The following is a 25,859-nucleotide window of genomic DNA, read 5'->3' as shown; positions in this document are numbered from 1 at the left end:
AGCGCATCTGACAGGGGGTTAGTGTCAAGTCAGCCGAGAACCTGGGGGCTTGAAGTGACCGGAGAACCCAACACCCGCCTTTCTGACCTGTTCGGCCTGGCCGGCTGGTCCAAGGGCGAACTCGCGAGAATGGTGAACCGGCAGGCGGCGGCCATGGGCCACCCGCAGCTGGCCACCGACACCTCGCGTGTCAGGCGCTGGATCGACATGGGGGAGTCCCCCCGTGATCCCGTGCCCGAAGTGCTGGCGGCTCTGTTCACCGAGCAGCTCGGCCGTGTCGTGACCATCGAGGACCTCGGGTTCGGCCGACGCGGGCGTGTGGGGAAGCGGCGTGACTCCGGGAAGGAACACCATCCCGATCAATTGCCGTGGGCGCCCGAACGGACGGCAGCGGTCCTCACCGAATTCACGGGAATGGACCTCATGCTCAACCGACGCGGCTTGGTGGGTGCGGGCGCCGCGCTCGCCGCCGGCTCAACCATCGCCGGCCCCATGTACGACTGGCTGCACAGCGACCCTGCTCCGGCGGCCGATGTTCCACGTACCAACGATCCCCTGCACGTCGATCCCGCCGGTTTCGACCGGTACGAGGCCGCGCCGGTCGGCTCCGAGGAGATCGAGGCCCTGGAGCATTCGGTCGAGGTGTTCCGCGCCTGGGACGCGTCCCGGGGCGGCGGACTCCAGCGCAAAGCGGTCGTGGGCCAGCTCAACGAGGTGGGCGGCATGCTCGCCTACCGCCACCCCGACCATCTCCAGCGCCGCCTGTGGGGCGTCGCCGCCAACCTCGCGGTCCTGGCGGGCTGGATGTCCCACGACGTCGGCCTCGAACCCACCGCCCAGAAGTACTTCGTCATCGCCGCCCACGCGGCCCGCGAGGGCGGCGACCGGCCACGCGCCGGAGAGGCGCTCTCCCGGGCGGCACGACAGATGGTGCACCTGGGCCGGCCCGACGACGCACTCGACCTGATGAAGCTCGCCAAATCCGGCTCGGGCGACGAGACTCTGCCCCGTACGCAGGCGATGCTGCGCACCATCGAGGCCTGGGCACAGGCGTCGATGGGCCGCGGCCAGGCCATGCGGCGCACCCTCGGTGAGGCCGAGGAGCTCTTCGTCTCGGACAAGAGCGATGTGCCACCGCCCAGTTGGATGCAGATGTTCGACGAGGCCGATATGCACGGCATGCAGGCGCTTGCCTTCCGCACGCTGGCCGAGCACGACCCGGGGGTCGCGGTCATCGCCCAGCGCCATGCCAAGCAGGCACTGGAGCTTCGGATCAACGGGCGCCAGCGGTCGAAGATCTTCGACTACATCTCGCTGGCCTCGGCCTGCTTCATCGCCAACGACCCCGAACAGGCCGACCGGTACGCCCGGCTCGCGCTGGTGTCGATGGGGGAGACCTCATCGCACCGCACCTGGGACCGGCTCCGCGAGATGTACCGGCTCACCGGTCAGTTCGCCGGATACGCCGGGATCCAGGATCTGCGCGAGGAGATCGAGCTCTCGATGCCGTCGGGCCGGAAGAAGGCCGGGGGCGCGCAGATCTGACCCGGCCCGACCGCGCCGGTCCGTGCTCCCCCACACCCTGACACGTCCGCGCTCCCTCACTTCCTGACACATCCGCGCTCCTCACACCCCGATACGGGCGACCAGCACACACGCGTCGTCCGGTCGCTCGGTCCCGCCGAATTCCTCGACGATGCTCCGGACGCACTCCTGTGCCGTACCGGCCTCGGCGAGGCGGGGGGCGAGGGCGAGCAGTGCCTCCGGGCCCGCACCCCGGTCGCTGTGTCGTGTCAGGCCGTCGGTGTGCAGGACGAGCGCGTCACCGGGGAACAGCCGTACCTCGGCCTGCTCGAAGACGACGTGGGACGCGGCGCCGAGCAGCATCCCGTCCGGCGGGGGCAGGATCCGTCCCGAACCGTCGCGGAAGAGCAGCGGTGCGGGGTGTCCGGCCTGCGCCCAGGACAGAAGGGAGGTGCCGGGGTCGAAGCGGCAGCACAGGGCACTGCCGAGCGCGGGCTGGACCGACGTTTCGAGGACCTGGTTGAGGTGCCCCATCAGCGCGCCCGGCTCGATGCCGGCGACGGCCATGCCACGCAGCGCACCCAGCATCATCGCCATCGCCGAGGTGGCGGGGATGCCGTGCCCGGTGAGGTCGCCGACGGTGAGCAGGGTACGACCGTCGGGGAGCTCCATCGCGTCGTACCAGTCGCCGCCGATGAGCCCGCTCGACGCGGACGGGAGGTAGTGCGCGGCGATGTCCAGGGCGCCGGGGCCCTGCGGCGGCAGGCGCAGCGATCCGCGCCACGGCGGCAGGACGGTCTCCTGGAGCTCCACGGCCATGCGGTGCTCGGTCCGCTCGATGTGCTTCTCGCGCCGCCCCGACGCACGGCTCCTGCTCACGGACTGCTCGCTGCGGCGCAGCTCGCTGACGTCCCGCAGGACCGCCCACATCGAGGCGGTGCGGCCCTCGGCGTCGAGGACCGGCTCGCCCGTCATGTGCAGGGTGCGTGTGCGGCCGTCGGGGCGCACGATCCGGAACTCGCCGTCCATCGGCCGGCCGTCGACGAGGCAGCCCGTCACCATGGCGGTCAGCAGCGGCTGGTCCTCGGGCAGCAGCACGGAGGGGAGGTCGTCCAGGGAGAGGGGCGTCGACCCGGGCGGCCTGCCGAAGATCTCGTACAGCTCCTCGGACCAGCTGGACTCGTCGGTGAGGAGGTTCCACTCGGCGCTGCCCACCCGATTCGCCGGAGAACCGGACCTCGGGCCGTCCGGGGCCGCGTCGTCCCGGGGGCCGGAGTCCTCTGCGCGGGGGCCCGGCAGACCCGCCCTGAGCTGGCCCAGGTGCTCGTCGAGGTTGTCGAGGTGGTGCACGGCCAGCTCGCACAGGGCACGCTGCCAACGCAGCTGGGGGTCGTCCTCGTCGAACACGACGACGTCCCGCCGCACGGCGTCCACGTCCCCCCGCAGCCGGCGCGTCCGGTGGATCAGGTCGTCGACGGCGTCGTGCGCGGGAAGCTGTGGTGCGGGGCGGTCCGCGAAGAGGGGGGACGGCATCTCGTACTCCGATACAGGCGCGGCCTAGCCGGTTCTGAAGGGTGGACCGCTACCGACTGTCGCACAGGCTGCGGCGGGCCGTAAGGGATTCGGCAACACTCGGCGCGTAGTTGCGTCTGGCATATGCCAGCGGCTCTCCGGGAAGGTGGCCATCCGAACAGGCTTGCGTGTAGGGCGAGTTGACCACGCGGTTCGGACCGCCCCGCAGGGCGGGAATGGCGATGAGGCGCCTCGCGTTACCTCACCAGAACGAAAACGAATCCCATTCCCGATATGGGGATGGGGTCGGCGCAGACGCAGGGAGGCGCCCATGGCGCGCAGCGAGATCAGGCCCGTCGTCACCCTCCGCTCCACGGCCGGAACGGGCCGGAGCTATGTGACGCGCAAGAACCGCCGCAACAACCCCGACCGGCTGGAGCTCCGCAAGTTCGACTCCGCCACCGGCCGGCACGTTCTGTTCCGCGAGGTCCGCTGACCGCCCGGAAGAGACCCGTCACCCCGTACGCCACCGCTGTCCGCGGTGAGGAAGGAACGCATCGATGAAGTCCCGTATCCATCCCGTGTCCCGTCCCGTGGTCTTCCGTGACCGCGCGTCCGGCGCCGCCTTCCTGACCCGCTCGACCGCCGACTCCGGCGAGCGCGTGGAGTGGGAGGACGGCAACACCTACCCCGTCATCGACGTCGAGACCTCGTCGGCGAGCCACCCGTTCTACACCGGTGGCCGTCAGGTGCTCGACACGGCGGGCCGCGTCGAGCGGTTCCGGCGCCGCTACGGCACCGGCGAGACGCCGGGACGCTGACCGGACGCGGCCTGACCGGGGGAGGAGCGGGGATTCCGTGCCGTGGATCACATCCACGGGGGCGGATTCCCGGGAACGGTCCAGAGTGGTTTATCGTTCATCTATGCGTGGGAGTGAGGGGGCAGTGTCCCCGGGCCTCACCTGTAGCCCATGGGGAAGATCGCAATGCCGAAGCCCCGTGGAGCCCTCCGCCGAGAGGCGACCGCCCTTCACCCCGCACTCGAGCCGCCCCGGCTGGATTCCCCCGATCCGGCCGGGGCTTCCCCTTGCCCGGCCGGAGCCTCCCGCCCCGGCGCGGAACCGTCTCCGGGACCAGCGCGCCGACGGCCACCACCACCCTCCCGCACCGGCGCGTCTCCCGTGCGGCGGTGCGGGACACCCCCGGGCCCCGCACGGTTCACACGGTCTCGTGGAGGTCCTTCGCGTAGTGCTCGATCGCCCGCCGGTATTGCTGGACGTAAGGGTCCTGGCTGGTCGTCGCCGTCAACTCCAGCAACAGCCGCATCGCCTCGTGGTGCTCGTCGGTGTTGAACAGCGCCATCGCCAGGAACGCCCGCAGCGCGCCGTCGTCCGGGAACTCCTCGACGCCCCGGCGCAGCGTCTCCACCGCCTGCCCGTACCGGCCGAGGATCCGGTACGTACTGCCCAGCCCCAGGAGCGCCCCGCGCCGGTCCTCCACGGCGAGCGCCGGATTCGCCAGGGCGCGCTCGTAGTACGGCACCGCCTCCGACTCCAGGCCCAGCACGTCGTGGATCCACGCCGTCCGGCAGGCCACCTCCGCGTCGTCGGGGTACTCGGCGGTCATCGCGAGGAGCCGCTCGCGCGCCTCCTCGGCCCGGCCCTCCGTACGCAACCGGTCGGCCTCGTCCAGCAGATCCCTCTTCTTGTGTGCGCTCATGCGCACATCGTCGCAGGCGGGTCGCGGTCGCGGACCGGGCCGGGTGACAGGTCGCTCCACGGCCGTCGTCATGGCCGTCGAACTTGATGCAGGGGCCCGGCTCCGGGGTGCTCCTTCGACATCGACGACGTCATCCTCGACACGGTGGGCGTGCTGCCGGGTACTTCGTGCCGGGTCGCCGGGTCGCCGGATCAGCCACCGCCACAACACCTGCACCGGCCTTCCCGGCTCTTTGACGCGCTGAGCCGGGCACCCGTTCGGGCCGGGCCGTTTGCGGGGGGCCCGGACCGGACGCACGGTGGGGACACGTCCTGCGCGCGGATGCCGTACGGATGCCCTGCCGAGGAGGAGCGACATGGCCGAAGGCCGGTGGAGCCCGGGCCGCAAGGAGACGGACGCGGACGAGTTCAGGCCCGTCCTGGACATCGTCGAACCAGCACATCAGCGGCGGCTGACCGTACTCCTGCGGCTCCTGCTGCTCGTCCCGCACTTCATCGTGCTGTTCGTCCTGCACATCGCGGCGTTCTTCACCGTGATCGTGGGGTGGTTCGCGGCCCTGGTGCTGGGGCGGCTGCCCGACCCCGTCTTCCGCTTCCTGACCGGCGTCCTCGGCTACGACATGCGCGTGTCGGCGAGCGGCATGCTGCTCATCGACCGCTATCCGCCCTTCGCCCTGATCCCGCCGGCCGACCATCCGGTGCAGATCGAGGTGCGGCCGACCCCGCTCAACCGGCTGGCGGTGCTGTTCCGTGTCTTCCTGATGATCCCGGCGGCGATCGTGCAGAGCCTCGCCGTGTACGGGTGGTGGGCGCTGGCCTTCGTCTGGTGGCTGATCACGTTGTGTCTCGGCCGGATGCCCCGGCCGCTGTTCGAGGCGACGGCGGCCACCCTGCGCTACCGGATGCGGTTTTCCGCGTACGTCATGATGCTCGCCCCGGCCTACCCCAAGGGCCTGTTCGGCGACGACGACCTCGCCCTCGCCCAGGGGCCGTCGCGCTCCGCCACCCGCCCGCTGGTGATGAGCAGCGCCGCGAAGTGGCTCGTGGTGCTGTTCCTCGTGCTGGGGCTCGCGGGGCACATCACCTCGTCCGTGACCGCCTCGACGACCGATGACACGTCCGACACCCGCCTGGTCGGACGCTGACCGAGGGCTGTCCCGCTGTTCCTCGCACGCCCGCAGGGAACAGCGGGGCAGCCCTCAAGCCCCGGTACCTCCCTCCGCCGCGGCGGCGGCGTAGCGGCGGGCCAGGTACGCGAAGGCGTCCCTGAGCTCCGCAGGCCCGACGACCTCGATGTCCACGTCGAATCTGCCGAGTTCGGCGGCCAGACCGGGCCACGACCAGGCACCCAGGACCACCCGGCAGCGGTCCGGGCCGCACTCCTCGACGACCCCGTTGCGGAGATGGCCGGCCACCGCGGAGGCGGGAGCGTCGAGGATCACCTCGCCGCGGCAGGGCCATTCCCCAGGGGCCTCGGAGCCCTGGAACCGGGCGGCGACGTAGGCGGCCACATCACCCCCGGGCACCTCGCGCGGAGTGAACCGGGGGCCCGTGGGAGTCCGCGGGGTGATCCGGTCCGCGCGGAAGGTCCGCCAGTCCTCACGCTCAAGGTCCCAGGCGACGAGATACCAGCGTCCGCCCCAGGTGACCAGGTGGTGCGGTTCCACCCGCCGCACCGCAGGCGCCGCATCGGAGGTGGCCGGAACATGCGCGGGGGAGTGGCCGAAGCGCAGCACCTCGCGGGCATGCACCGCCGCACTGAGCGTCACGAGCACACGCGGATCGGCCTGCGGCCGGGGCCGGCCTCCCGTGCGCTCGACCGTGGTCACCTGCAGCGCGTCCACGCGATGGCGCAACCGTGCGGGCATGACCTGCCGGACGGTGGTGAGCGCACGGGCCGAGGCCTCCCCGATCCCGGCTCCGGTCGCGGTGGCGGTCCGCAGAGCGACGGCGAGCGCGACGGCCTGATCGTCGTCGAACAGCAACGGCGGCAACCGCGCGCCCGCGTCCAGCCGGTACCCGCCGTCGGGCCCCCTGAAGGCCGCGATGGGATAGCCCAGCTCCCGCAGCCGGTCGATGTCACGCCGCACCGTGCGCGGGCTGACCTCCAGCCGCTCGGCCAGCAACTGGCCCGGCCAGTCCCGCCGCGCCTGGAGCAGGGAGAGCAGGGAGAGCAGTCGCGCTGAAGTCTTCGGCATGACGCCAGCATGACCGGAATAGAGGTCACATCCTGGCCGCTTCCCTTGCGAAGGTTGATCCGTACCGCACGACGGAACACCGGAAGGGACCCGATCGCCATGACCACAGCATCCACGCCCCCCGACGCCGAACGCACCGACCTGATCGCCGCGCTCGCCACCGCGCGAGCAGCCCTGATCCGCTCGGTCGAGGGCCTCGGCGACGAGCAGGCCGGTGAGCGTCCGACGGCCGGCGCGCTGTGCCTCGGCGGCCTCGTCAAGCATGTCGCGGCCGTGGAGGACAACTGGCTGCGCTTCGTGACCGAGGGCCCGTCGGCGATGTCCTTCGCCCTGCCCGACGGCGTCACCTGGGACGACCTGGCGGCCGGCACCGCGCGCGAGCTCCCGAAGTGGGCGGTCGACCGGGACAAGGAGTTCCGGATGCTGCCCGGCGAGACGACGGCCGGGATCCTCCACGCCTACGAGCAGGTCGCCGCCCGCAGCGAGAAGATCATCCTCGCGGTCCCCGACCTCTCGGCCGCGCACCCGCTCCCCGAGGCGCCCTGGAACGAACCCGGAGGAGAGTGGAGCGTACGGCGGGTGCTGGCCCATGTCCTCGCCGAGACCGCACAGCACGCCGGACACGCGGACATCCTGCGCGAGACGATCGACGGACAGCGGGCGACCTGACCGACGAGGCACGGGGCTCGGGGCCCCGGGGCATCGCGCCAGGATGTGCGAGGAACCGACGGCGGACAGCCGAGAGGGCGATGCGACACGATGACCGTCCTCGGCAACCGGGCGCTGAACCGCGCCGTGCTGACCCGGCGAAGCGTGGTGCGTATCTCCTGCGCCGCACGGTCCATGGCGTCACCGCCGCCGACGTCCTCGCCTGGCGGCCCGTCACGACGCGACACCGGGCCATCGGGCGCTCGGGATCTACCGCGACGAGCTGAAAGAAATCGGCCTGGGGCGAACTCGCGGCAGAGGCTGGGAACTTGATGGCAGACGGGAGCCCCGCACCGCAACCGAGACCGTGCGGAACTCGCCCCGGCCCGGTCTGAGGTCCCCGACCCTGGGCGAGATGGTCGCTGCCGCCCTCGTCCCGATCGCCCGGGTGCCCGGCCGGGGACTGTGGCGGACCAAGGGCGGGGCGCGCGATGTCGCGTTCTCCTCGCGGCTGGGCCGCCCGGTCGACCCGCCGCCGACGATGGCGCCGACCCGGTCGGCCGGACGTCGGCCCGACGCTATCCGGCCCGGGGCGGTGGCTGCCGTATGCGAAGAACCGGTCGGCCTCCGCGACGAGCGGGTACGGGAGCCGCTCGGCCTGCCCGACGCGCCCAAGGAGAAGCGCGCGTGCGAAAGGGAAGAAGGCCCCGGCTGTCCGGAGCATCGCGCCCCCCGGTCGCCTTCCGCGCCTGCATCGACGTCGGTGTCAGCCGGCAGCCGCGCAGGCCTGACCCGCGCCCCTGCGCCCATCACGCCCCCGGTGTCGCGGCCGGGGCGCGGTCTGTTCCCGGTGGCCGGAAAGCGGCACGGTGCGAAAGCCGTATGTGGTCGAGCGGTTACCCTACGTCAGCTGTCCTGATTGATCATCAGTGCTCGAGGGGACTCCTGAATGAACCGCATGCGTACCGTACTCGCCGCGCTCGGCATCACCGCCGGACTGATCTCCGCCCCTGCGGCGAGCGCCGCACCGGGGCCCGACCGGCCCGCACCCGCCGCCGAGCGCCACGAACCCTGCACCGGCAAGTTCCGGGGCGACGCCCGCCTCGGCCCCAAGTGGCTGCCGAACAAGCGGCTCGCCCCGGTCGGCCCGCTCCTGAAGGGCTACCAGCGCACCGGCGACCTCACGCCGAAGAACTTCCTGAAGAAGTACTGGGAGGGGCCCGCGGACACCGGCAGCTGGAAGTACCCGCCCAACGACGGCTTCGCCGAGGTGAACGGCGAGATCGACAAGGAGCCCGTCAAGCTCCGCACCGGCCAGCGCCTGGACCGCTTCGGCTCGGAGTACGGCAGCTACCTGGCCCCCGCGGGCGACGCCTACGCCGAGCGCGCCCTGCCCCCGCAGAACCTCAACACCCGTGACGTGGCCACCCCTTGCGACTACCGCGTCTACAAGGTCGCCAAGCCCTTCTGGGTCTGGCAGGGCGGCATCGCCCCGTGGTTCGAGCAGCCCGGCGGCGGCCAGCAGATCAAGCTCGACGCCGTGTTCCTCGAACCGGGCGTGGGACAGCGGCTCAACGTGAAGTGGCTGCTGGACCACGCCTACCTGACGCCCGCGGGCGCGTAACCGGCCATGGACCGCCGGGCACTGCACGCCGCACTCGTCGAGGCACGGATCCCCGGCGGCTACTACCGGATCGAGGGCGTCCACGAGCCCGTTCCCACCCCGCCGGACTTCCTCTTCGTCCGGCGGGGCGGGAACGGCTGCTGGGAGACCGGGGCGTTCGAGCGCGGCACGTACGAAGTCCTCGCCCGTCACCCGGACGAGGCCGCCGCCTGCGCCCACCTGCTGAGCCTTCTCGCCTGAACCCTCCCCGCACCGCGCTTCGCCGGACCGGCCGCGGAAGTCGCGGAAGGTCCTCGTGTCAGCAGGCCGTGCCGCGCGTCGCCGCAGTCGCCCGCAGCAGATCGCGGACGAGCGTGAAGTCGATCTTCTGCGGGTCGCGGAAGCGCAGGCAGCCCCTGCCCATGTCATGGGGGGCCAGCCGCTCCGTGAACGCGTCGCGGACGTCCCTGCGCATCGGGTGGAACGAGATGTCCTGCTACTGGTCGGCGAACGCGATCTCACCCGCCCCCTCCCGCTCATAGGAGGGTTCACGCCGTACGCCATCACCTCGCCGGAACCCCGTCACCTCCTCCCGGCACAGCGCGCGGAGCGCCGTGAGAGCGTCCCGGCGGTGTGTCGCACCCCAGGGCCGTGGGCCCTTCGGGCGAGGGTGGGCGGATGAATACCGCGCGCATGCTGGCCGAAGCGTTCGACCGGGTCGGGGAAGCGGTCCACGCGGCGGTCGAAGGGCTCCCGCCCCACGACCTCAACGCCCGCGTCGACGCGGGAGCGAACTCGATCTCCTGGCTGGTCTGGCATCTCACCCGTGTCCAGGACGACCACATCGCCGACGCCGCCGGAACCGGACAGATCTGGCCCAACGAAGGCTGGGCCGCCCGGTTCGCGCTGCCCTTCGACGAGAGCGCCACCGGCTACGGCCACACCCGTGAGGAGGTCGCCGCCGTCCGCGTGGACTCCGCCGAACTCCTCCTGGGCTACTTCGACGCCGTGCACGAGCGGACCCTGGACTTCGTCGCCGGACTGGAGGGCCATGCCCTCGACCGGATCGTCGACGAGAGCTGGTCACCCCCGGTGACGCTGGGCGTCCGGCTGATCAGCGTCATCGCCGAGGACCTGCAGCACGCGGGCCAGGCCGCCTTCGTCCGCGGGATGCTGGAACGCGCCTGAGTGAGGGCTGTCCCGTCATCCCTGGCGGGCGCACGACGACAGCTACGGAACCTCTGCGCGTCGCCGGAACGCCCGAACACATCCCGTATGCGGACGTCCCTCCGCCTTGCGATGCACCGCATCCGACGCCGCGCGCTGATCCACCAGGGATGACGCCAGTCCTTACCGGTGGCAGGACCGGGCCCGCGCACACCCGTGCACAGTCCCACCGGCAGTGCCATACTCGGAAGAAATCGGCTGGACAGGCTTTTTATCGTCCGAAAGGTGACCGTCATGGGTTGGGCATCTTGGACGACCAGCGGAGTCTTCGCCGGAACCGGCGGAGTACGCACCGAAGAAGCGGGCATCCTGAGCGGCGACCTCACGGTGCATACGACCTGGTCCGACGGCCAGGCGTCGGTGGCCGTGCAGTACAGCGGCTCCTCCGACTGGTTCACGCTCACCGGCAGCCCCGTGCCGTGCCCCTCCGAGGAGGAGAGCCGCGCCTTCCACCAGAGCGTGGTCGAAGCCGTCCGCGCCGGCGAGGGAGCGACCGTCCCGCCGGTGGGGGCGGAACCCGCCTGACGCCCCTCACCGCTCACCGCGCCCCATAGAGTGGATCACCGGATCCGTTCACCCAGGGACGGGCGGGCGGTACACGGGGCGAGGAGCGGTGCAATGGGGCGTGCGGGCACACGACGGTCGAGGACGCGCAAGAACCGGCCGTTCTGGGTGGAGCTGCCGCTCCTCATCGGCCTCGCGCTGGTGCTGGCCCTGCTCATCAAGACATTCCTGGTGCAGGCCTTCTCCATCCCCTCGGACTCCATGCAGAACACCCTCCAGCAGGGCGACCGGGTCCTCGTCGACAAGCTGACGCCCTGGTTCGGGTCGGAGCCGGAACGCGGTGAGGTGATCGTCTTCCACGATCCGGCGGACTGGCTCGCCCATGTGCCCGTGGACCCGCCGAACACCGTGCAGAAGGTGCTGAGCTTCGTCGGCGTGATGCCCTCCGCCGAGGAGAAGGACCTCATCAAGCGGGTCATCGGCGTCGGAGGTGACACCGTGGAGTGCGAGGGCGACGGGCCGGTGAAGGTCAACGGCACCGCCCTGGACGAGCCGTACGTCTTCCCCGGCAACACCCCCTGCAGCAACGACGAGGACGGCGGCCGGTTCAAGGTCACCGTGCCCGACGGCAAGGTCTGGGTGATGGGGGACCACCGCCAGGCCTCCGCGGACTCCCGCTACCACCAGGACGACCCGAACCAGGGGATGGTCCCCGTCGACGAGGTCGTCGGCCGGGCCGTCGTCATCGCCTGGCCGATCGGCCGCTGGAGCACCCTGCCGGTACCGGACACCTTCAAGAGCGTGCCCGAGAAGTCCTGAAGCAGGTCCGACAAGAGCGTGCCCGACACGTGCTGAGGCCAGGTCCTAAGGGGCGCCCTGGCGCGGCGCGAAGTTCCGTACGTAGCGGCGCTGCCAGGGCGTCTCCACCGCCCGCGGGTGGTAGCCGGCGCGCACGAACGCCACCGCCTCGCCTGCGGGGACTCCGTCCAGGACGGCCAGGCAGGCCAGCGCCGTCCCGGTGCGGCCCATTCCACCGCCGCAGGCCACCTCGACCCGGCTCCCGGCGGCCCGGTCCCACACCTCATGGAGCAGGTCCCGCGCCGCCGCCCGGTCCGCCGGAAGCCGGAAGTCCGGCCACCGCAACCACCGTGACTCCCAGGCGACCGGGGGCGGGGTGCGCCCCAGGAGGTGGACGGCGAAATCCGGTTCGGGGCCTGCGGGCAAGGGCCTGCGCAGACCCCGGCCGCGTACCAGCCGTCCGGAGGGAAGGGCCAGGACAGCCGGGTCGTCGGTGCTCCACGTCTCGGTCACGTGTCCCAACCTAACGACCCGGCAGCCGCCGGCAGTACGTACCGGAGCGGAGAGCCGGAGATCAGACGGCGTCGAGATCCTGCGCGAGCAGCTCCGCCAGTTCCTCGACCGCCGCCCGCGCCCCGTCGCCCTCGGCGCTGAGCACCACGGTCTCCCCGTGCGGGGCAGCCAGGGCCAGCACCCCGAGCATGCTGCGGGCATCGACCGGGTCGCGGCCCTCGCGGGCGATGGTCACCTTGACCGGCTGACGGGCTGCGGCCTTGACGAACAGCGACGCCGGCCGGGCGTGCAGCCCGCTGCGGGAGGCTACGACGACGGTCTGCTGGTGCATGGATCACTCCTGGGGAAGGGTGGGAAAGGGACGGACGTGCGGGAGAGACGTGTGTGCGGTTGTTCAGGCGGCGACCGTTACCCGGGGGTCGCCGGAGCCCGTGGCCCCCACGTCCCCGGCCGGGTCCGGCACCGTCCGGCGTGCGCCCTTGAGCAGGACGACGAGCGCGGTCGCCACCAGCGTTCCGGCGGCGATGGCGAGCAGGTAGAGGAACGGCTCGCCGATCAGCGGGACGACGAAGGCACCGCCGTGCGGAGCGCGCAGGGTCGCGCCGAAGGCCATCGACAGGGCGCCGGTGACCGCGCCGCCCGCCATCACCGACGGGATGACCCGCAGCGGATCGGCGGCGGCGAACGGGATCGCGCCCTCGGTGATGAACGAGGCGCCCAGCACCCAGGCCGCCCGGCCGTTCTCCCGCTCGGTCTTGGTGAACAGCTTCCTGCGTACGGTGGTGGCCAGCGCCATCGCCAGCGGCGGCACCATCCCTGCCGCCATGACCGCGGCCATCACCTTGAGGCTGCCGTCGGTCGGGTCGGCGAGACCGCCGACCGCGAAGGCGTACGCCACCTTGTTCAGCGGGCCGCCCATGTCGAAGCACATCATCAGCCCGAGGACGACGCCGAGGATCACCGCGTTGGAGCCCGACAGGCCGTTCAGCCAGTCCGTGAGCGCGCTCTGCAGCGAGGCGATGGGCTTGCCCACCACGATGAACATCAGGAAGCCCACGACCGCCGACGCGAACAAGGGGATCACCAGGACCGGCATGATGCCGCGCAGAGTCGTGTGGACCGGGATCCGCTGGATGGCCATCACCACCGCACCGGCCAGCAGACCGGCGGCCAGACCTCCGAGGAACCCCGCGTTCACCGTGAGCGCGATGGCACCGCCGACGAAGCCGGGCACCAGCGCCGGCCGGTCAGCCATCCCGTACGCGATGTACCCGGCCAGCACCGGCACCAGGAACGCGAAGGCCGCCGAGCCGATCTGGTTGAGGAGCGCGGCCCAGCTGTCCGCCTCGCCCCAGACGAAGTGTTCGGCCACCGACGTGGCGCCCGCTGTCTCGTAGCCGCCGATGGCGAACGACAGGGCGATCAGCAGGCCGCCCGCCGCGACGAACGGCACCATGTAGCTCACGCCGGACATCAGATACGTACGGAGCCGGACGCCGAAGTGTCCGTGATCGGCGCCGGACGCGTCTTCGTCGCCGGAGCCGGCGGCTGCGTCGGCCCCGGGCGCGGCGGCGATCTCCCCGCGTTCCGCCTTGCGGCGGGCCTCGGCGATCAGTTCGGCGGGCCGGTTGATGCCCGCCTTCACTCCGACGTCGACCAGCGGCTTGCCCCGGAAGCGGGCCTTCTCCCGGACCTCCACGTCGTGCGCCCAGATCACGGCGTCCGCCGCCGCGACGACGGCGGGGTCCAGCTTCTCGAAGCCGGCCGAGCCCTGCGTCTCCACCGTCACCTCGACGCCTTCGGCGCGGCCGGCGGCGGTCAGGGACTCGGCCGCCATGTAGGTGTGGGCGATGCCGGTGGGACAGGAGGTGACGGCGACGATCCGGAAGGGGGCGCTTTCGGCCGCTTCGGCGGTTTCCCCATCCGTATCTGCCCGCTGCTCCCGGGCGGGCTCTTCCACCGGCTTCTCCGCTTGCTTCTCCGCTTGCTTCTCCGCCGGCTCCTCGCCCCGGATCAGCGCGGCCACCGCCCGCGGGTCCGTTCCGGCGCGCAGGGCGGCGGTGAACTCCGGGTCCATCAGCCTGCGGGCCAGGCCCGAGAGGATGGTGAGGTGGTCGTCGTCGGCCCCGGCGGGGGCAGCGATGAGGAAGACCAGATCGGCCGGACCGTCGGCCGCCCCGAAGTCGATGCCCGCCGCGCTGCGCCCGAAGGCCAGCGTGGGGGCGCTCACATGCTCGCTGCGGCAGTGCGGAATGCCGATGCCGCCGTCGAGGCCGGTCGGCATCTGCGCCTCGCGGGCGGCGACGTCGGCCAGGAACCCGTCGAGATCGGTGACGCGATGCGCGGCCACCATCCGCTCGGCGAGCGACCTCGCGGCGGCGTCCTTCGTTGCGGCGGACAGATCGAGGTCGACCAGTTCCGCGGTGATCAGCTCACTCATCGCGGTGCTCCTTGCTCGGGGACCGCCGTGCGGCGGCTCGGGGGGACGGGGCGGCGGGCTCGTACGGGTGGGGTCCGTACGGGAGTTGCGGGAGTCGGGAGAGTCGGGGCGGTTCCGGGGGTGGTGCGGGGGTCATGGGACGGGCTCCGTGAGCGCGCGGTCCAGCGGCACGTCGGAGGTCGTCACGACCGACGGCAGATCGAGGTCGGCCGGGGTGGGCATGAGGCTTCCGGCCAGCTGCACGGCCGCGGCACCGTGGGCGACGGCCGAGGTGAGCGCCTCCGGGCCCTGCCCGCCCGCCGCCAGAAAACCGGCCAGAGAGGCGTCCCCGGCGCCGACATTGCTGCGAACGGCGGCCACCGGGGCGGTGGCGAAATACGCGCCCGACGCCTCGACCAGCAGCTGCCCGTCGGCGCCCAGGCTCGCCAGCACCGACCGGGCGCCGCGCTCGCGCAGCTCCTCCGCGGCCTTCAGCGCGTCGCCCACCGTGCCGAGCGGCCGGCCGACGGCCTCCGCGAGCTCCTGGGCATTGGGCTTGATCACGTCGGGTCCCCGGTCCAGGGCTGCGGTCAGCGCCGCTCCGGAGGTGTCGAGCGCGATCCGCGCACCGGCCCGGTGGCTCCGCTCGACCAGTTCCGCGTACCACTGCGGCGGCAGCCCGCGCGGCAGGCTCCCGCAGCAGGCGATCCAGTCGGCGGCCGACGAGCGGACCCGTACCGCTTCGAGGACGTCCTCCGCCTCGGCCGGACTCAGCTCGGGACCCGCCGCGTTGACCTTGGTGAGGGTGCCGTCGGGTTCGACGAGAGTGACGTTGATCCTGGTGTTCCCGGCGATCGGCACGCCGGCGGCCTCGATGCCGAGATCGCCGAGCAGCCGGGCGAGCAGGGCGCCCTCCGGGCCGCCCATCGGGGCGACGGCGACGGTCCGGTGTCCGGCCGCCGCGACCGCGCGGGAGACGTTGACGCCCTTGCCGCCCGGGTCGACGCGGTCCGCCGTGGCGCGCAGCACGGTGCCGCGGGTCAGTCCGGGCAGCTCGTAGGTCCGGTCCAGGCTGGGGTTGGGGGTGACAGTGAGGATCATGCGCGTACTACTTCCGTGCCCCGGCTCTCGATGGAGCGGGCGTCGTCGGGGCTGAGGCCCGTGTCGGTGATGAGCAGGTCCACATCGGTGAGATCGCCGAAGCGGGCGAAGTGCTCCTGCCCGAACTTGCCGGAGTCGGCGAGCAGCACGACCCGGCGGGCCGCCTTGATCACGGCCCGCTTCACCGCGGCCTCGGCGAGGTCGGGGGTGGTCAGTCCGCTGTCGGGGCAGAAGCCGTTGGTGGCGAGGAAGACCACGTCGGCGTTGATCTCGGCGTACGAACCCAGCGCCCAGGCGTCGACCGCCGCGCGGGTACGGTGCCGGACCCGGCCGCCCACCAGGTGCAGCGCGATACCGGGGTGGTCGGCGAGACGGGCGGCCACCGGCAGCGCGTGCGTCACCACGGTCAGCGTCGCGTCGACCGGTACGGCGGCGGCGAGCCGCGCGGTCGTGGTCCCGGCGTCGACGATCACATTGCCGTCGGCGGGCAGCTTGGCGAGGGCGGCCTGCGCGATGCGGTCCTTCTCGTCGGCGGCCAGGGCGTCGCGCTCGGCGAGGTCGGGCTCGAAGTCGAGCCGCCCGACCGGGATCGCCCCACCGTGCACCCGGCGCAGCAGCCCCGCGCGGTCCAGGGCCTTGAGATCGCGCCGGACGGTCTCGGCCGTCACCTGGAACTCCTCGGCCAGGGACAGCACGTCGACCCGGCCGCTCTCCTGGGCGAGGCGGAGGATCTCCTGCTGGCGCTCCGGTGCGTACATGTGGCTTCGCTTCCGTTTCATGCCCGAGTCTGTTGTTTCGCGCTCAGGTTATGTCCGAGGTGCGGGAATGTAAACACAATCGGGCGAAGAGTGGGCATGAACGGAAGGGGGCCTCATCGGCGGACCCACGCGCGCACAGCCGGGCGGGGCGCACCGGTGTACGGTGCTCCCCGCCCGGCGGGTCCGGTCGCTGCGTTCCGGGTCCGGTTACGGCGTTGCGGGTGCGTCCGCGCTCAGAGGCCGGGCCAGCACGGGAGCACCCGGGACCTGATGGCCGCCGCTGGCGAGCATGCGGACCTCGCCCCGGTCGCTGATCTCGGCGCGCACGATCCCTGTCTCGTCCTCGTACACCGGGAATCCGCCCGCCCCCAGCCGGTCGGTCAGCCGGACGCAGACCACGTCGTCCTCGGCGCCGGACATCTGGAAGATGAGTTCGTAACGCTCGGTGTGCACCATGTGATCCATGACGGCCTCCCGGCCGGGCGCGGAGAAGACGGCCCTGCCGCCATTGTTTCGCACACCGGCGCCCGCCGCCCGGGGAGCGACGGCCAACGGGCGGACCCGCCCGGTCGATCGGGTGACTCCGCCCGGCAGGACAACATGACCGACGGTCCGGAGGGCTAGGCATGCGTGTATGAGACTTGAGCCTCGACGAATGAACAGTGCCTCTTCCCGTTCCCGCACCCTCAGGGCGGTCGGCACCCTCGGCATGGCCGCCGCCACGGCCGTCCTGATGACCGGATGCGGTCAGAGCTCGGACAGCGCGACGAGCGCGGCCACCTCCGAGGCCGCGAAGGTCCTCCCGCAGCAGCAGACGACGTCGCCCTCGCCGGGCACCGAGCTGACCGAGGACCAGCAGGAGCGCAAGGAGGTACTCGACGCCACCAAGGTCACCTTCGACGACGCGGCCACCACGGCCACCGGCGAGGTGGTCGGGAGCAAGCTGGTCGACATCGACCTGGAGGGTGTGGACGACGACGGCGACGAGAGCCCCAGCCCGACCGCGACCGGGAGCCCGACAGGCACGGCCAGTCCTACCGGTACGGCCAGTCCCACCGGTACCGCGAGCCCTGGTGCCGATGGTCCGGTCTGGGTCGCGGAGGTGGCGGAGAGGGACGGCACGATCCACACCATCCGCATCAACGCGGTCGACGGCAAGGTGATCGAGGCCCGTGTCGACGCGGACCAGGACGCGGACGACAAGGAGCAGACTGCCGACCGGCTCGCCCAGGCCACCCAGACCCCGCAGCAGGCGGCCAAGGTCGCCACCGAGAAGAAGAAGGGGACGGTCACCTCCGTCAGCCTCGAAGACAACGAGGGTGATGAGGGCAACGACGTCATCTGGCAGGTCGACGTGGTCGGCTCCGACTGGAAGAGGACGATCTTCGACGTGGACGCCAAGAACGACACCATCCTCCGCGAGGAGACCGACAACGACTGACCGCCGCCGCCCTGGCTGACGCGCGAAGGGGTACGCCGGACACCCGGCGTACCCCTTCACGCTTTCCCGTACGCGCCCTGGCTGGAACGTGTCCTGGTACGCGTCGCCCGGCTTCCGGCGGACCGCGGGGCCGAGGCCCGGCCCCCGGCGTAGCCGCGTACGAAGGCCCCCGGATCCCGGGGTGTGGAGAGACGATGCCGCCCGACGCGCACACGCCCGAGGCGCCGAGCGCCGTGCTCGGACGGAACGTGCGGGCACGGGGCCTGATGAAGACCACGGGGCCTGACGAAGGCGGTGGGTGTCGGCCCGAGGGCGGTACGGTCAGCACCCGCGGGCCCGGCGTTGGGCGGCCGGACGGGACCCGCCCCTGAGGCGGACCATCCGGCCGATCACCGTCACACCGCCGACGGGCCGTGCCCCGGTCGTCTTACCGGGGGCCGGTCAGCGGGCCCGGGGAGCGCCCCCGCTCAGATCCAGGACGTACCGCCGCCCGGGTCGGTCGCCGAACATGACGTCCTCCAGCGGCTCGAACCCCGTACGCGCCAGCACCGCGCGGGAACCCGTGTTGTCCAGCGTCGTCTCCGCGCGCAGCGCGCTGAGCCCGTACTCCTGGACTGCCAGAACGCAGACCTGCTGGACCGCCCAGGTCGCCAGCCCCCGCCCCGCGGCCTTCTCCGCTATCCGGTAGCCCAGCTCGGCCGAACCGTCGTGGATCCGGACGAGGTTGATCCGGCCGAGGATGCCGCCGTCGTCGTCCTCGATGAGATGGAAGTGGTGCAGCCCCGCGTCCTGCTCGGCGAGCAGCGTGCGGTGGCGTTCGGCGAACGCGGCGAAGAAGTCGTCGCCCCGGTCGGGAACGGACGCGGCGAAGTAGGCCCGGTTCTCCCGCTCGAAGGCGAGCAGAGCCTCGGCATGGCCGGGACGGAGTCGGCTGATGGATGGAATACCGGGATGCTAAGGGCTGCCCCGTCATCCCTGGTGGATCAGCGCGCGGCGTCGGATGCGGTGCATCGCAAGGCGGAGGGACGTCCGCATACTGGATGTATTCGGGCGTTCCGACAACGCGGCGAGGTGCCGTAGCTGTCGTCGTGCGCCCGCCAGGGATTGCGGGACAGCCCTTGGGGCCGTCCCGTCGAGGTGTCCGGCGACCGGGTGGCGGAGCAGTGGCCCGCGGCTCCGGCTATCCGGGATGCCCACGCTCCAGCGCGTGGGCCAGGCCGCGTTCGGCGTCGTCGGCCGAGGCGCGCCGGTAGGCCCGCTCGTACGCCGAGTCGCCCGCTGCCTGCCTGGCCCGGAGCTCCCACTGCTCCCGGATCGCCCCGAGTTCCGGGGTGCCCCGGTGCGGGTGGCCGATCATGCGCCAGTACGTGTGTCCGGTACCGGAGGCACGGGCCGCGGCCACCCCGTTCCCCTGGGCCGCGATGGCTCCGGCGAGCAGATCGAGGCCGAGCGCTATGCCGAGGCTGTCATGGAGCTCGTGCTTGCTCGCGAGCATCGCGCGCGCGTGGCTCTCGGCGTGCCGGGGCCGCCCCTGGAGCAGGTGAATGAGGGCCAGTTGGTGATCGGCGTAGGCCCGTGCCCAGTGCTCGCCGAAGCGCAGACTGATCCGCTGGAGCCGCATGGCCTCCTCGTACGCCTCGTCCAGCCGGCCGAGCGCGGACAGGGCGAACAGGCGTATCACCCGGCAGCGCAGCTGCGAGGGTGCGTCGGAGGGGGGGCCGGGGTGGTGGCGCAGCGCGCGGTCGCTGACGGAGTGCGCGGTGAGCGGCCGGCCCATCATCAGATACGTGAAGCTCATGGAGTGGGCCGCCAGGAGCATGGCCTCGGGGTCCTCGTCGCGGCGGGCCGCCTGTCTGCACTCCTCGCCGGTTCGGCGGGCCGCCTCGTGATCGCCCTGCAGGGTCAGCGTGATGCCCAGGGCCCAGAGCGCCCGGGTGCGGTGCGGCCCGGCCGAGAGCGGCAGGGCGAGGACCCGTTGCAGATACGTACGCGCCTGGTGCAGATGGCCGCAGCAGCTCCAGAAGAGGCCGACGCACCCGGCCATCTCCATCGCCATCTCCGGGTCCTCGGCCAACAGGTGGTCCAGGGCCGCGCACAGGTCCGCGTGGGTGTCGGCGATCCGGTGGTACCAGAGGACCTGCGACGGCCCCAGCCAGCCCGCGTACGCCTGGACGGCGACATGGGCGAAGTGCCGGGCGTGCCGGTCCGCGAGGAGCGCGTCCTCCGCCAGCTCGGCCAGCCACATCGCCCCGTACTCGCGCAGCGTGTCCAGCATCCGGTAGCCGTCCCCGGTCCGCCGGAGCACGGACTGGTCGGCCAGGCGTTCCAGGGCGGGGGCGACGGCCCCGGTGTCCAGCGGCCCGCCCGCGCACACCGCCTCCGCGTCCGGAATCGTGATGTCGCCGCGGAAGACGGAGAGCCGCGCCCACAGCAGCCGCTCCAGCGGTGCGCAGAGCTCGTGGCTCCAGCCGATCGTGGTGCGCAGGGCACGGTGGCGGCGGGGCCAGAGGGTGTCGTCGGTGAGGTTCTCCATCCGGGAGGCCAGCCGCCCGGTCATCTCCTGCGGGCTGCTCTCGCGGAGCTGGGCGCAGGCCAGTTCGACGGCGAGCGGTATGCCGTCGAGCCGACGGCAGATCTCGGCGACGGCGGCCGCGCTCCCGGGGGCGTCGAGCGAGAGGCCCGGGGCGACGGCGGCCGCACGCTCGTGGAAGAGCCGGACGGCCTCGTCACCGTCGTCGCCCGCGGACAGCGGCGGCACCTCGACGCACCCCTCGTCCGCAGCGCCCAGCGGCTCCCTGCTGGTGGCCAGAACCGTCAGCCCCGGGGCCGCGGCGAGCAGTTCGGCGACGAGCTGCCCGCAGGGGCCGACGAGCCGCTCGCAGCAGTCGAGAACGAGGAGCAGACGCCGTTCGGACAGCCACTCACCGAGCGCGGCCACCGGCCGGCGGGGGCTGTGGTCCAGGAGCCCGACGCCGTCGCAGACGGTCGTGGCGAGCAGGTGCTCGTCGTGCAGATGGGAAAGGTCGGCCCACCAGACGCCGTCGGCGTAGCGGCCCCGGGCACGCTCGGCGGTACGCAGGGCCAGCCGGCTCTTGCCGACCCCGCCGGGGCCGGTGAGCGTGACCAGCCGATGATCTCGAAGTGCCCGTTCGACGCTGACCAGTTCGCTGCCGCGGCCGACGAAGCTGGTCGTTACGACGGGGAGGTTGCCCATCACGGGGACATCCTGCCTCGCCGTGGCCTGCGGCCTCCGTTCATAGCGAAAAGCAGTCAGAAACGGCTGACAATGCCTCCTGTTCGATCGGCAAGTGGCATGGATCGAAAGGCGATGCCGTGACCTATGCCCTGACGCATCCGGTGCTGGCAGTGTGGTCGGTGCCGGTGGTGCCGGTGGTGCCGGTGGTGCCGGTGGTGCCGGTGGTGCCGGTGGTGCCGGTGGTGCCGGTGGTGCCGGTGGTGCTTCAGGTGTCTGCGGTGTCTGTCGTGTCTATGGTTTCTGTGGTGTCAGTGGTGTCTTAGGCGCCGAGGACGGTGGCCAGCGACTCAAGGGCCTTCACCGGGTCGGGGCCGACCGGCGCGAGGACGGTGTCGGTGACGCCCGCCGTCCGTAGTCCGCCGAGGCGGGCACGGGCCTCCTCCGGGGTGCCGGCGACGGCGAGTCGCGCGACCCAGGCGTCGGGCATGCGCCGGACGAACTCCTCACGGCTCACGCACCCGGCCCGCAGCTCGACCAGCTCGCCGGCGAACGGGAGCGGGGCGATGTGCGCATGCCAGTCGGGCTCGCCGATCCACTCCAGCCCCGGGCGGGCGGCGGCCAGCGCGGTGCGCCGATCGGCGTCGACGGACGCGATGTTGTAGGCGACAACGCGGTGGGGGCGGCCGGCGGCGATGTGCCCCAGCGCCGCCCGAACGTACTCGGGCGTGACCGGCTCCGCGAGGACCGTCCCGTCGGCCACCTCGCCGGACACGGCCAGGGACTTGGGACCCCGGACGCCTGCCAGGATGTCGGGCACGATGCCGGGCAGTGCGCTGGGGTCGAGCTTCACGCCGTCGAGGTGCACGTACTGCCCGTGCCGTTGCGTGAGTTCGCCGCGCAGCAGGGCCCGCAGGGCGTCGACGTACTCGCGCAGGAAGGTGAGCGGGCTCTTGGGCCACTGGCCGACGCTGCGCATCCAGTGGGGCATGCAGTGCCCCACGGCGACGACGACCCGGCCCGGGAACAGCTGCGCCAGGGTCGCGACCTCCATCGCGGCGAACGCCACGTTGCGGGCCCCGGCGGGCAGGAGACCGATGCCGACCCGGACACGGTCGGTGGAGGCCAGCACGGCGGCCGCCTGGGCGATCCCGCCGCGGAAGCCGAGGTCCTCGACCACCCACACCGCGTCAAATCCGAGCTCCTCGGCCCGGTGCGCGTACGGCAGGATCCGGTCGGCGGGCAGGTCGCGCGGCAGCAGGACGCCCACGGTCCGGTCGGTGGCGGGGGAACGCACAGATGTTCTCCTTCGGTCGGCGGCCGGGCGACGTCGATCACGGATCCCGCCGCCCCGTTCCGTGTCCGGCGAAATAGCGGAACAGCCGCAGGGCCGCAGGGCAGCCCAGCAGGACGTCAGCCAGATCCTGAGCCACAACTGCCAAAACCCGCTACGGGTATCAGTGTCAGACCCCTGCACTACGTTGCTGGCATGACGCATTTCGTACTCGTGGCAGGGGCCTGGCTCGGCTCGTGGGCATGGCGCGACGTGGAGCCCGGCCTGCGCGCGGCCGGTCACGGGGTTCACCCGCTGACTCTGTCGGGCCTCGCCTCGGGCCTCGCCGAGAAGCAGGGAGGGGCGGTGGGGCAGCAGACGCACGTCCAGGACATCGTCGGGGAGGTCGAGCGCCTCGACCTGCGCGACGTGGTGCTGGTCGGGCACAGCTACGCCGGCATCCCGGTGGGGCAGGCGGCCGAGCGGATCGGCGACCGGCTCGCTCGCGTCGTGTTCGTCGATTCCAACGTCCCGGCCGACGGTGAGTCCTTCGTCTCCGGCTGGCCCGACGGCCGGGCCGCCGTGGAGGCCGCCATCGCCGCCAACGGGGGCTTCTGGCCGCCGCCGACCGCCGCCGACTGCGCGGACCAGGGCCTCACCGAGGACCAGATCGCCCGGCTCGTCGGCGGCTCGACACCTCACCCCGGCGCCACCCTCACCGAGCCCGCCGTCCTGACCCGTCCCCTGGGCCTGCTGCCCACGACGTACGTCAAGTGCCTGCTCGACTGGCCCGAGCCGAGCCGTGAGGTGGCCGAGCTGCTGACGAGCGAGCGGTGGCGGCTGGTGACCATGGACACCGGTCACTGGCCGATGTTCTCGCAGCCGCGCGAGCTCGCCCGGATCCTGCTGGACGCCACCGGACTGGATGTCACCGGACTGGATGTCACAGCAACGGACGTCACAGGATCGGAGGCGTGACGATGCCGAACCCACCCGGCCCTGAACGGCGGTCCCAGGACGGAGCGGACACGGAGCACCCGGAGATCACCTACATCGGATGCGCGCGGTGCGGCACCCTGATCGCGGGCCTGGACGGCCGGTACGCCTGTTCGGGCTGTGGCTGGGTCAACGAGTGGACCGAGGGCCACCGGCCCCTGCCCGCGGCCCGGCGGCGACGGCCGTAGGCGGCGCCCAGCCCATGGGCCCACCCCTTCCGCCCGTCCTCAGCCTTTTCGCTCCACCCCGCGCTCAGCCTTTCCGCTCCACCACCGCCACCCACCCCGCAACCCCGTACGCCGGCACTCCCGGCCGCAGGAGGAGAGAGCACGAGATGTCCGACCCGCACGACGCCGACTCGGTCCGCACGTCCCTGGCCGGGATCGCCTCACTGCTGGCCCCGGCGCACCCCACCGTGGCCGGTGAGGTGCTGCGCGCCCACGACGCCCCGCACGACTACGTGAACGCCTTCGGGGGCCGCCTGGCGTACCGGGGCATCGACGAGCCGGTGGACAACCTGGCCTGGATCGCGCTCATCGACGCGCTCGACGCGCACGGTCTGCTCGCGGAGTTCGACTGGAAGGAGGACGCGCAGGAGATCCGGTCCCAGCTGCGGAAGCTGGAGTCACGGCCCTCCGTCGATCCATGGGTGCTCTTCGAGGCCGAGGAGATGCTCTTGCCGACCGAGGAGTTCCTGCACGCCTGCGGCCGCCGCTACCGCGAGACCGGCGCGGCGCTGGCCGTCCTCGACATCGAGTCCGACTGCTATCCGGTGGTGGGCCTGCGGGCGGCCCGTGCCGACGGGCTGACCGCGCTCGCCGCCCGCGCCGGCTTTCCCGTGCAGCACCTCGGCGCGGGCCGCCGCGAGCGGTGACGGAGCCGTCGCCCGCAGCCGCCGGAGGTCGGGCGGGCCGCCGTTCCAGCAGCTGCGCGGTGGTCCCGGCCCCGGATAAGGAATCGCCCCACCGCCGCCCACCACGTACACTCGCCCCCGCCTCCGCCGACCGGCCGGGGCTTTTCGCACCAGACCGACGGGGAAAATCCGTATGAGTTCCGCAGACAGCACCGAAGCACCGATCTACGCCGGCCTCATCGAGGAGCAGGGCGATGTGCCCGCCGAAGTACGCCGGGTGGCCGAGGAAGTCCTGCGCGAGGCCGACCGCGCCATCGACTTCGGCGCCGTCGGGACGGCCGCCGCAGCCCGCTAGGGGCGAGCCGCAAACCCCGGTCGCGGACGCCTCGGGGCGGACCCGCTCATCACAGGATGATAAACATACCGCAACTATTGCCATGTTCTTGCGTTCGCGACGCGATGGCCTGCTGAAGAACCGTCGCAGGCGGAAGCGGGTGAGGCCGCGGTAAGCCGGGCGTCCGATCGTCGCGCCCGATACCACCGCGGCCCCCGGCCCCGTCGTGAACGCCCCGGCGGCCGTGCTCCGGCGAACGGACCACGGCAGGTGAACCGGCTCACCGCCCGAGGAGCCGGTACCCCGGCTGAGCCCCGACGCAGAGGCGATCGACCCAGGGGGTCTGAGTACCCGCACTCAGGCCCCGCGCCCCGGCCGCCACGACGATGAGGATGTGGCGGGCGAAGCCGAGGAAGGCGGGCCCGACCCGCACCTGCCGTCCACCAGGACGGCCACGCCCGTCGGACCCCGGGAGAACCGTGCTCAGTCGCATCGCCGCCGCCGTCGTCCCCTCGCTCGGACGCCTCACGGTCACCTCCGACCACGCCACGGACCCGGCCGCCGGCAGCATCATCGTCGCCAACCACACCTCCCTGGCCGACCCGGGCATCGTCCTCGCCGCACTGCTGCGCCTCGGCGTCGAACCCGTCGTCATGGCCACCGCGGGCCTGTGGCGCATCCCGGTCCTCGGCCGCCTCCTGGAGCGCGGCGGCCATGTGCCCGTGCACCGCAACACCCATCGGGCGGCGGACGCCCTCGACGCGGCGGCCGGCGCGCTCAGGGGCGGCCGCCATCTGCTCATCTACGGCGAGGGGCGGCTGCCGTGCCGTACGGACGCGGCGGAGGCCCCGCCGGAGAGCTTCCGCAGCGGCCTCGCCCGCCTCGCGTACGTGTCCGGGGCACCCGTCGTGCCACTCGGCCAGGCGGGCGCCCGCCGGGTGACATCGGGCCCGTGCGTCAAGCAGATCTCGGGGCTTCTCACCGCTCCGGCCCGCCGCCCCCGGCTCCACGTTCACGTCGGTGCCCCGCTGTGCCTCCCGGCGGAGGTCGAGGCGGCGACCGCCACGGCCCGCGAAGCCGTCACCGCCGCCTGGCGCACCGCCGCGCACCACCTCGGCGAACCCGCGGCGCTCACCGGACGCTGAACAGGCGGCACGACCCGGGGGGAGCGGCCCCGGCCCGGCGCTCTCCGCGCCCCGCACGCCGCCTCCCCCGCCCCCCGAACCTCCCCGGCGCGCCCGGCCGC

Annotated in this window: 29 protein-coding genes and 1 pseudogene; 17 read left to right on the top strand and 13 right to left on the bottom strand. The window is 72.4% G+C overall.

Features of this window, described 5'->3' with window-relative positions; translation table 11 throughout:
* Positions 1-54: 54 nt before the first annotated feature.
* Entirely contained in the window at positions 55-1,545 is a 1,491-nt protein-coding gene (locus ACGF2Y_RS23830; protein WP_392950870.1) for a hypothetical protein, read from the top strand.
* A gap of 81 nt (positions 1,546-1,626) precedes the next feature.
* Here the strand turns inward: ACGF2Y_RS23830 and ACGF2Y_RS23825 are convergent, their stop codons facing one another.
* The gene (locus ACGF2Y_RS23825; RefSeq protein ID WP_392950869.1) at positions 1,627-3,057 is read right to left on the bottom strand and encodes a PP2C family protein-serine/threonine phosphatase; all 1,431 of its coding nucleotides are present in this window, start codon (positions 3,055-3,057) and stop codon (positions 1,627-1,629) included.
* Positions 3,058-3,367: 310 nt separating this feature from the next.
* On the opposite strand from ACGF2Y_RS23825, the gene rpmG reads away from it, so the two are divergent.
* Both rpmG and ACGF2Y_RS23815 read left to right on the top strand, forming a co-directional pair.
* Positions 3,368-3,532 (top strand): 50S ribosomal protein L33, encoded by a 165-nt coding sequence (gene rpmG, locus ACGF2Y_RS23820; RefSeq protein ID WP_392950866.1) that lies wholly within the window; start codon positions 3,368-3,370, stop codon positions 3,530-3,532.
* A gap of 64 nt (positions 3,533-3,596) precedes the next feature.
* The gene (locus ACGF2Y_RS23815) at positions 3,597-3,857 is read left to right on the top strand and encodes a type B 50S ribosomal protein L31 (protein WP_392950863.1); all 261 of its coding nucleotides are present in this window, start codon (positions 3,597-3,599) and stop codon (positions 3,855-3,857) included.
* Positions 3,858-4,254: 397 nt separating this feature from the next.
* On the opposite strand, the gene ACGF2Y_RS23810 is transcribed toward ACGF2Y_RS23815, so the two are convergent.
* On the bottom strand, positions 4,255-4,755 hold the full coding sequence (locus tag ACGF2Y_RS23810) for a tetratricopeptide repeat protein (RefSeq protein ID WP_392950860.1): 501 nt from the start codon (positions 4,753-4,755) through the stop codon (positions 4,255-4,257).
* Positions 4,756-5,110: 355 nt separating this feature from the next.
* Between ACGF2Y_RS23810 and ACGF2Y_RS23805 the strand changes: the two genes are divergently transcribed.
* Positions 5,111-5,899 carry a DUF4389 domain-containing protein gene (locus ACGF2Y_RS23805; protein ID WP_392950857.1) on the top strand — a complete coding sequence of 263 codons (789 nt, stop codon included), beginning with the start codon at positions 5,111-5,113 and terminating at the stop codon, positions 5,897-5,899.
* 54 nt (positions 5,900-5,953) lie between these two features.
* Here the strand turns inward: ACGF2Y_RS23805 and ACGF2Y_RS23800 are convergent, their stop codons facing one another.
* Complete coding sequence (locus ACGF2Y_RS23800) at positions 5,954-6,952, bottom strand: helix-turn-helix transcriptional regulator (RefSeq protein ID WP_392950854.1); 999 nt, start codon at positions 6,950-6,952, stop codon at positions 5,954-5,956.
* Positions 6,953-7,051: 99 nt separating this feature from the next.
* Here ACGF2Y_RS23800 and ACGF2Y_RS23795 point away from each other — a divergent pair, with 99 nt between their 5' ends.
* From ACGF2Y_RS23795 to ACGF2Y_RS23785, 3 genes are all read left to right on the top strand, one after another.
* On the top strand, positions 7,052-7,621 hold the full coding sequence (locus ACGF2Y_RS23795) for a DinB family protein (RefSeq protein ID WP_392950852.1): 570 nt from the start codon (positions 7,052-7,054) through the stop codon (positions 7,619-7,621).
* Between the two features lie 928 nt (positions 7,622-8,549).
* On the top strand, positions 8,550-9,224 hold the full coding sequence (locus ACGF2Y_RS23790; protein WP_392950851.1) for a TNT domain-containing protein: 675 nt from the start codon (positions 8,550-8,552) through the stop codon (positions 9,222-9,224).
* A 6-nt stretch (positions 9,225-9,230) separates the two neighbouring features.
* Complete coding sequence (locus tag ACGF2Y_RS23785) at positions 9,231-9,464, top strand: hypothetical protein (RefSeq protein WP_392950849.1); 234 nt, start codon at positions 9,231-9,233, stop codon at positions 9,462-9,464.
* Between the two features lie 58 nt (positions 9,465-9,522).
* Here the strand turns inward: ACGF2Y_RS23785 and ACGF2Y_RS23780 are convergent.
* Positions 9,523-9,804 (bottom strand): annotated as a pseudogene (locus tag ACGF2Y_RS23780) (DUF1801 domain-containing protein).
* Positions 9,805-9,881: 77 nt separating this feature from the next.
* Between ACGF2Y_RS23780 and ACGF2Y_RS23775 the strand changes: the two are divergent.
* From ACGF2Y_RS23775 to lepB, 3 genes are all read left to right on the top strand, one after another.
* Positions 9,882-10,391 carry a DUF664 domain-containing protein gene (locus tag ACGF2Y_RS23775; protein ID WP_392950847.1) on the top strand — a complete coding sequence of 170 codons (510 nt, stop codon included), beginning with the start codon at positions 9,882-9,884 and terminating at the stop codon, positions 10,389-10,391.
* 273 nt (positions 10,392-10,664) lie between these two features.
* Positions 10,665-10,955: a hypothetical protein gene (locus tag ACGF2Y_RS23770; RefSeq protein ID WP_392950846.1), complete on the top strand. Its 291-nt coding sequence runs from the start codon at positions 10,665-10,667 to the stop codon at positions 10,953-10,955.
* Between the two features lie 93 nt (positions 10,956-11,048).
* The gene (gene lepB / locus ACGF2Y_RS23765) at positions 11,049-11,753 is read left to right on the top strand and encodes a signal peptidase I (RefSeq protein ID WP_392950844.1); all 705 of its coding nucleotides are present in this window, start codon (positions 11,049-11,051) and stop codon (positions 11,751-11,753) included.
* 45 nt (positions 11,754-11,798) lie between these two features.
* Here lepB and ACGF2Y_RS23760 read toward each other — a convergent pair whose 3' ends face one another.
* From ACGF2Y_RS23760 to ACGF2Y_RS23735, 6 genes are all read right to left on the bottom strand, one after another.
* Positions 11,799-12,245 carry a protein-tyrosine phosphatase family protein gene (locus ACGF2Y_RS23760; RefSeq protein WP_392950841.1) on the bottom strand — a complete coding sequence of 149 codons (447 nt, stop codon included), beginning with the start codon at positions 12,243-12,245 and terminating at the stop codon, positions 11,799-11,801.
* 61 nt (positions 12,246-12,306) lie between these two features.
* Positions 12,307-12,576 (bottom strand): HPr family phosphocarrier protein, encoded by a 270-nt coding sequence (locus ACGF2Y_RS23755; RefSeq protein ID WP_392950838.1) that lies wholly within the window; start codon positions 12,574-12,576, stop codon positions 12,307-12,309.
* Between the two features lie 63 nt (positions 12,577-12,639).
* Positions 12,640-14,685, bottom strand: a complete 2,046-nt coding sequence (locus ACGF2Y_RS23750) for a fructose-specific PTS transporter subunit EIIC (RefSeq protein WP_392950837.1) — start codon at positions 14,683-14,685, stop codon at positions 12,640-12,642.
* A 132-nt stretch (positions 14,686-14,817) separates the two neighbouring features.
* The gene (gene pfkB, locus ACGF2Y_RS23745) at positions 14,818-15,765 is read right to left on the bottom strand and encodes a 1-phosphofructokinase (protein WP_392950834.1); all 948 of its coding nucleotides are present in this window, start codon (positions 15,763-15,765) and stop codon (positions 14,818-14,820) included.
* Complete coding sequence (locus tag ACGF2Y_RS23740; protein ID WP_392951026.1) at positions 15,762-16,523, bottom strand: DeoR/GlpR family DNA-binding transcription regulator; 762 nt, start codon at positions 16,521-16,523, stop codon at positions 15,762-15,764. The genes pfkB and ACGF2Y_RS23740 overlap by 4 nt, the downstream gene beginning before the upstream one ends.
* Before the next feature lie 207 nt (positions 16,524-16,730).
* Complete coding sequence (locus ACGF2Y_RS23735; RefSeq protein ID WP_392951023.1) at positions 16,731-16,979, bottom strand: DUF6296 family protein; 249 nt, start codon at positions 16,977-16,979, stop codon at positions 16,731-16,733.
* 199 nt (positions 16,980-17,178) lie between these two features.
* Between ACGF2Y_RS23735 and ACGF2Y_RS23730 the strand changes: the two genes are divergently transcribed.
* Positions 17,179-17,964 (top strand): PepSY domain-containing protein, encoded by a 786-nt coding sequence (locus ACGF2Y_RS23730; RefSeq protein ID WP_392950832.1) that lies wholly within the window; start codon positions 17,179-17,181, stop codon positions 17,962-17,964.
* A 441-nt stretch (positions 17,965-18,405) separates the two neighbouring features.
* Here the strand turns inward: ACGF2Y_RS23730 and ACGF2Y_RS23725 are convergent, their stop codons facing one another.
* Both ACGF2Y_RS23725 and ACGF2Y_RS23720 read right to left on the bottom strand, forming a co-directional pair.
* Positions 18,406-18,909 carry a GNAT family N-acetyltransferase gene (locus ACGF2Y_RS23725; protein WP_392951021.1) on the bottom strand — a complete coding sequence of 168 codons (504 nt, stop codon included), beginning with the start codon at positions 18,907-18,909 and terminating at the stop codon, positions 18,406-18,408.
* A 235-nt stretch (positions 18,910-19,144) separates the two neighbouring features.
* Positions 19,145-21,178 (bottom strand): ATP-binding protein, encoded by a 2,034-nt coding sequence (locus ACGF2Y_RS23720; protein WP_392950830.1) that lies wholly within the window; start codon positions 21,176-21,178, stop codon positions 19,145-19,147.
* A 119-nt stretch (positions 21,179-21,297) separates the two neighbouring features.
* Between ACGF2Y_RS23720 and ACGF2Y_RS23715 the strand changes: the two genes are divergently transcribed.
* On the top strand, positions 21,298-21,483 hold the full coding sequence (locus ACGF2Y_RS23715) for a hypothetical protein (RefSeq protein WP_392950827.1): 186 nt from the start codon (positions 21,298-21,300) through the stop codon (positions 21,481-21,483).
* Here ACGF2Y_RS23715 and ACGF2Y_RS23710 read toward each other — a convergent pair.
* Positions 21,480-22,454, bottom strand: a complete 975-nt coding sequence (locus ACGF2Y_RS23710) for an LLM class flavin-dependent oxidoreductase (protein ID WP_392950826.1) — start codon at positions 22,452-22,454, stop codon at positions 21,480-21,482. The two genes, ACGF2Y_RS23715 and ACGF2Y_RS23710, sit on opposite strands and share 4 nt — an antisense overlap.
* A 192-nt stretch (positions 22,455-22,646) precedes the next feature.
* Here ACGF2Y_RS23710 and ACGF2Y_RS23705 point away from each other — a divergent pair, with 192 nt between their 5' ends.
* The 5 genes from ACGF2Y_RS23705 to ACGF2Y_RS23685 all read left to right on the top strand — a co-directional run bounded on the left by ACGF2Y_RS23705 (position 22,647) and on the right by ACGF2Y_RS23685 (position 25,758).
* A complete protein-coding gene (locus tag ACGF2Y_RS23705) occupies positions 22,647-23,408 on the top strand; it encodes an alpha/beta fold hydrolase (RefSeq protein ID WP_392950824.1) in 762 nt (253 codons plus the stop codon).
* Positions 23,409-23,410: 2 nt separating this feature from the next.
* Positions 23,411-23,614 (top strand): hypothetical protein, encoded by a 204-nt coding sequence (locus ACGF2Y_RS23700; RefSeq protein ID WP_392951018.1) that lies wholly within the window; start codon positions 23,411-23,413, stop codon positions 23,612-23,614.
* 146 nt (positions 23,615-23,760) lie between these two features.
* On the top strand, positions 23,761-24,300 hold the full coding sequence (locus ACGF2Y_RS23695; protein WP_392950821.1) for a DUF6630 family protein: 540 nt from the start codon (positions 23,761-23,763) through the stop codon (positions 24,298-24,300).
* 172 nt (positions 24,301-24,472) lie between these two features.
* Positions 24,473-24,634 carry a hypothetical protein gene (locus tag ACGF2Y_RS23690; protein WP_392950819.1) on the top strand — a complete coding sequence of 54 codons (162 nt, stop codon included), beginning with the start codon at positions 24,473-24,475 and terminating at the stop codon, positions 24,632-24,634.
* Positions 24,635-25,092: 458 nt separating this feature from the next.
* Positions 25,093-25,758, top strand: coding sequence for a lysophospholipid acyltransferase family protein (locus ACGF2Y_RS23685; protein ID WP_392950816.1), 666 nt, complete (start codon positions 25,093-25,095; stop codon positions 25,756-25,758).
* Positions 25,759-25,859 lie beyond the last annotated feature (101 nt).

The organism is Streptomyces sp. NPDC048142 (assembly GCF_043202835.1).
In the GTDB taxonomy this organism is placed as follows: domain Bacteria; phylum Actinomycetota; class Actinomycetes; order Streptomycetales; family Streptomycetaceae; genus Streptomyces.
This window is presented reverse-complemented; position numbering and strand designations above follow the sequence as displayed.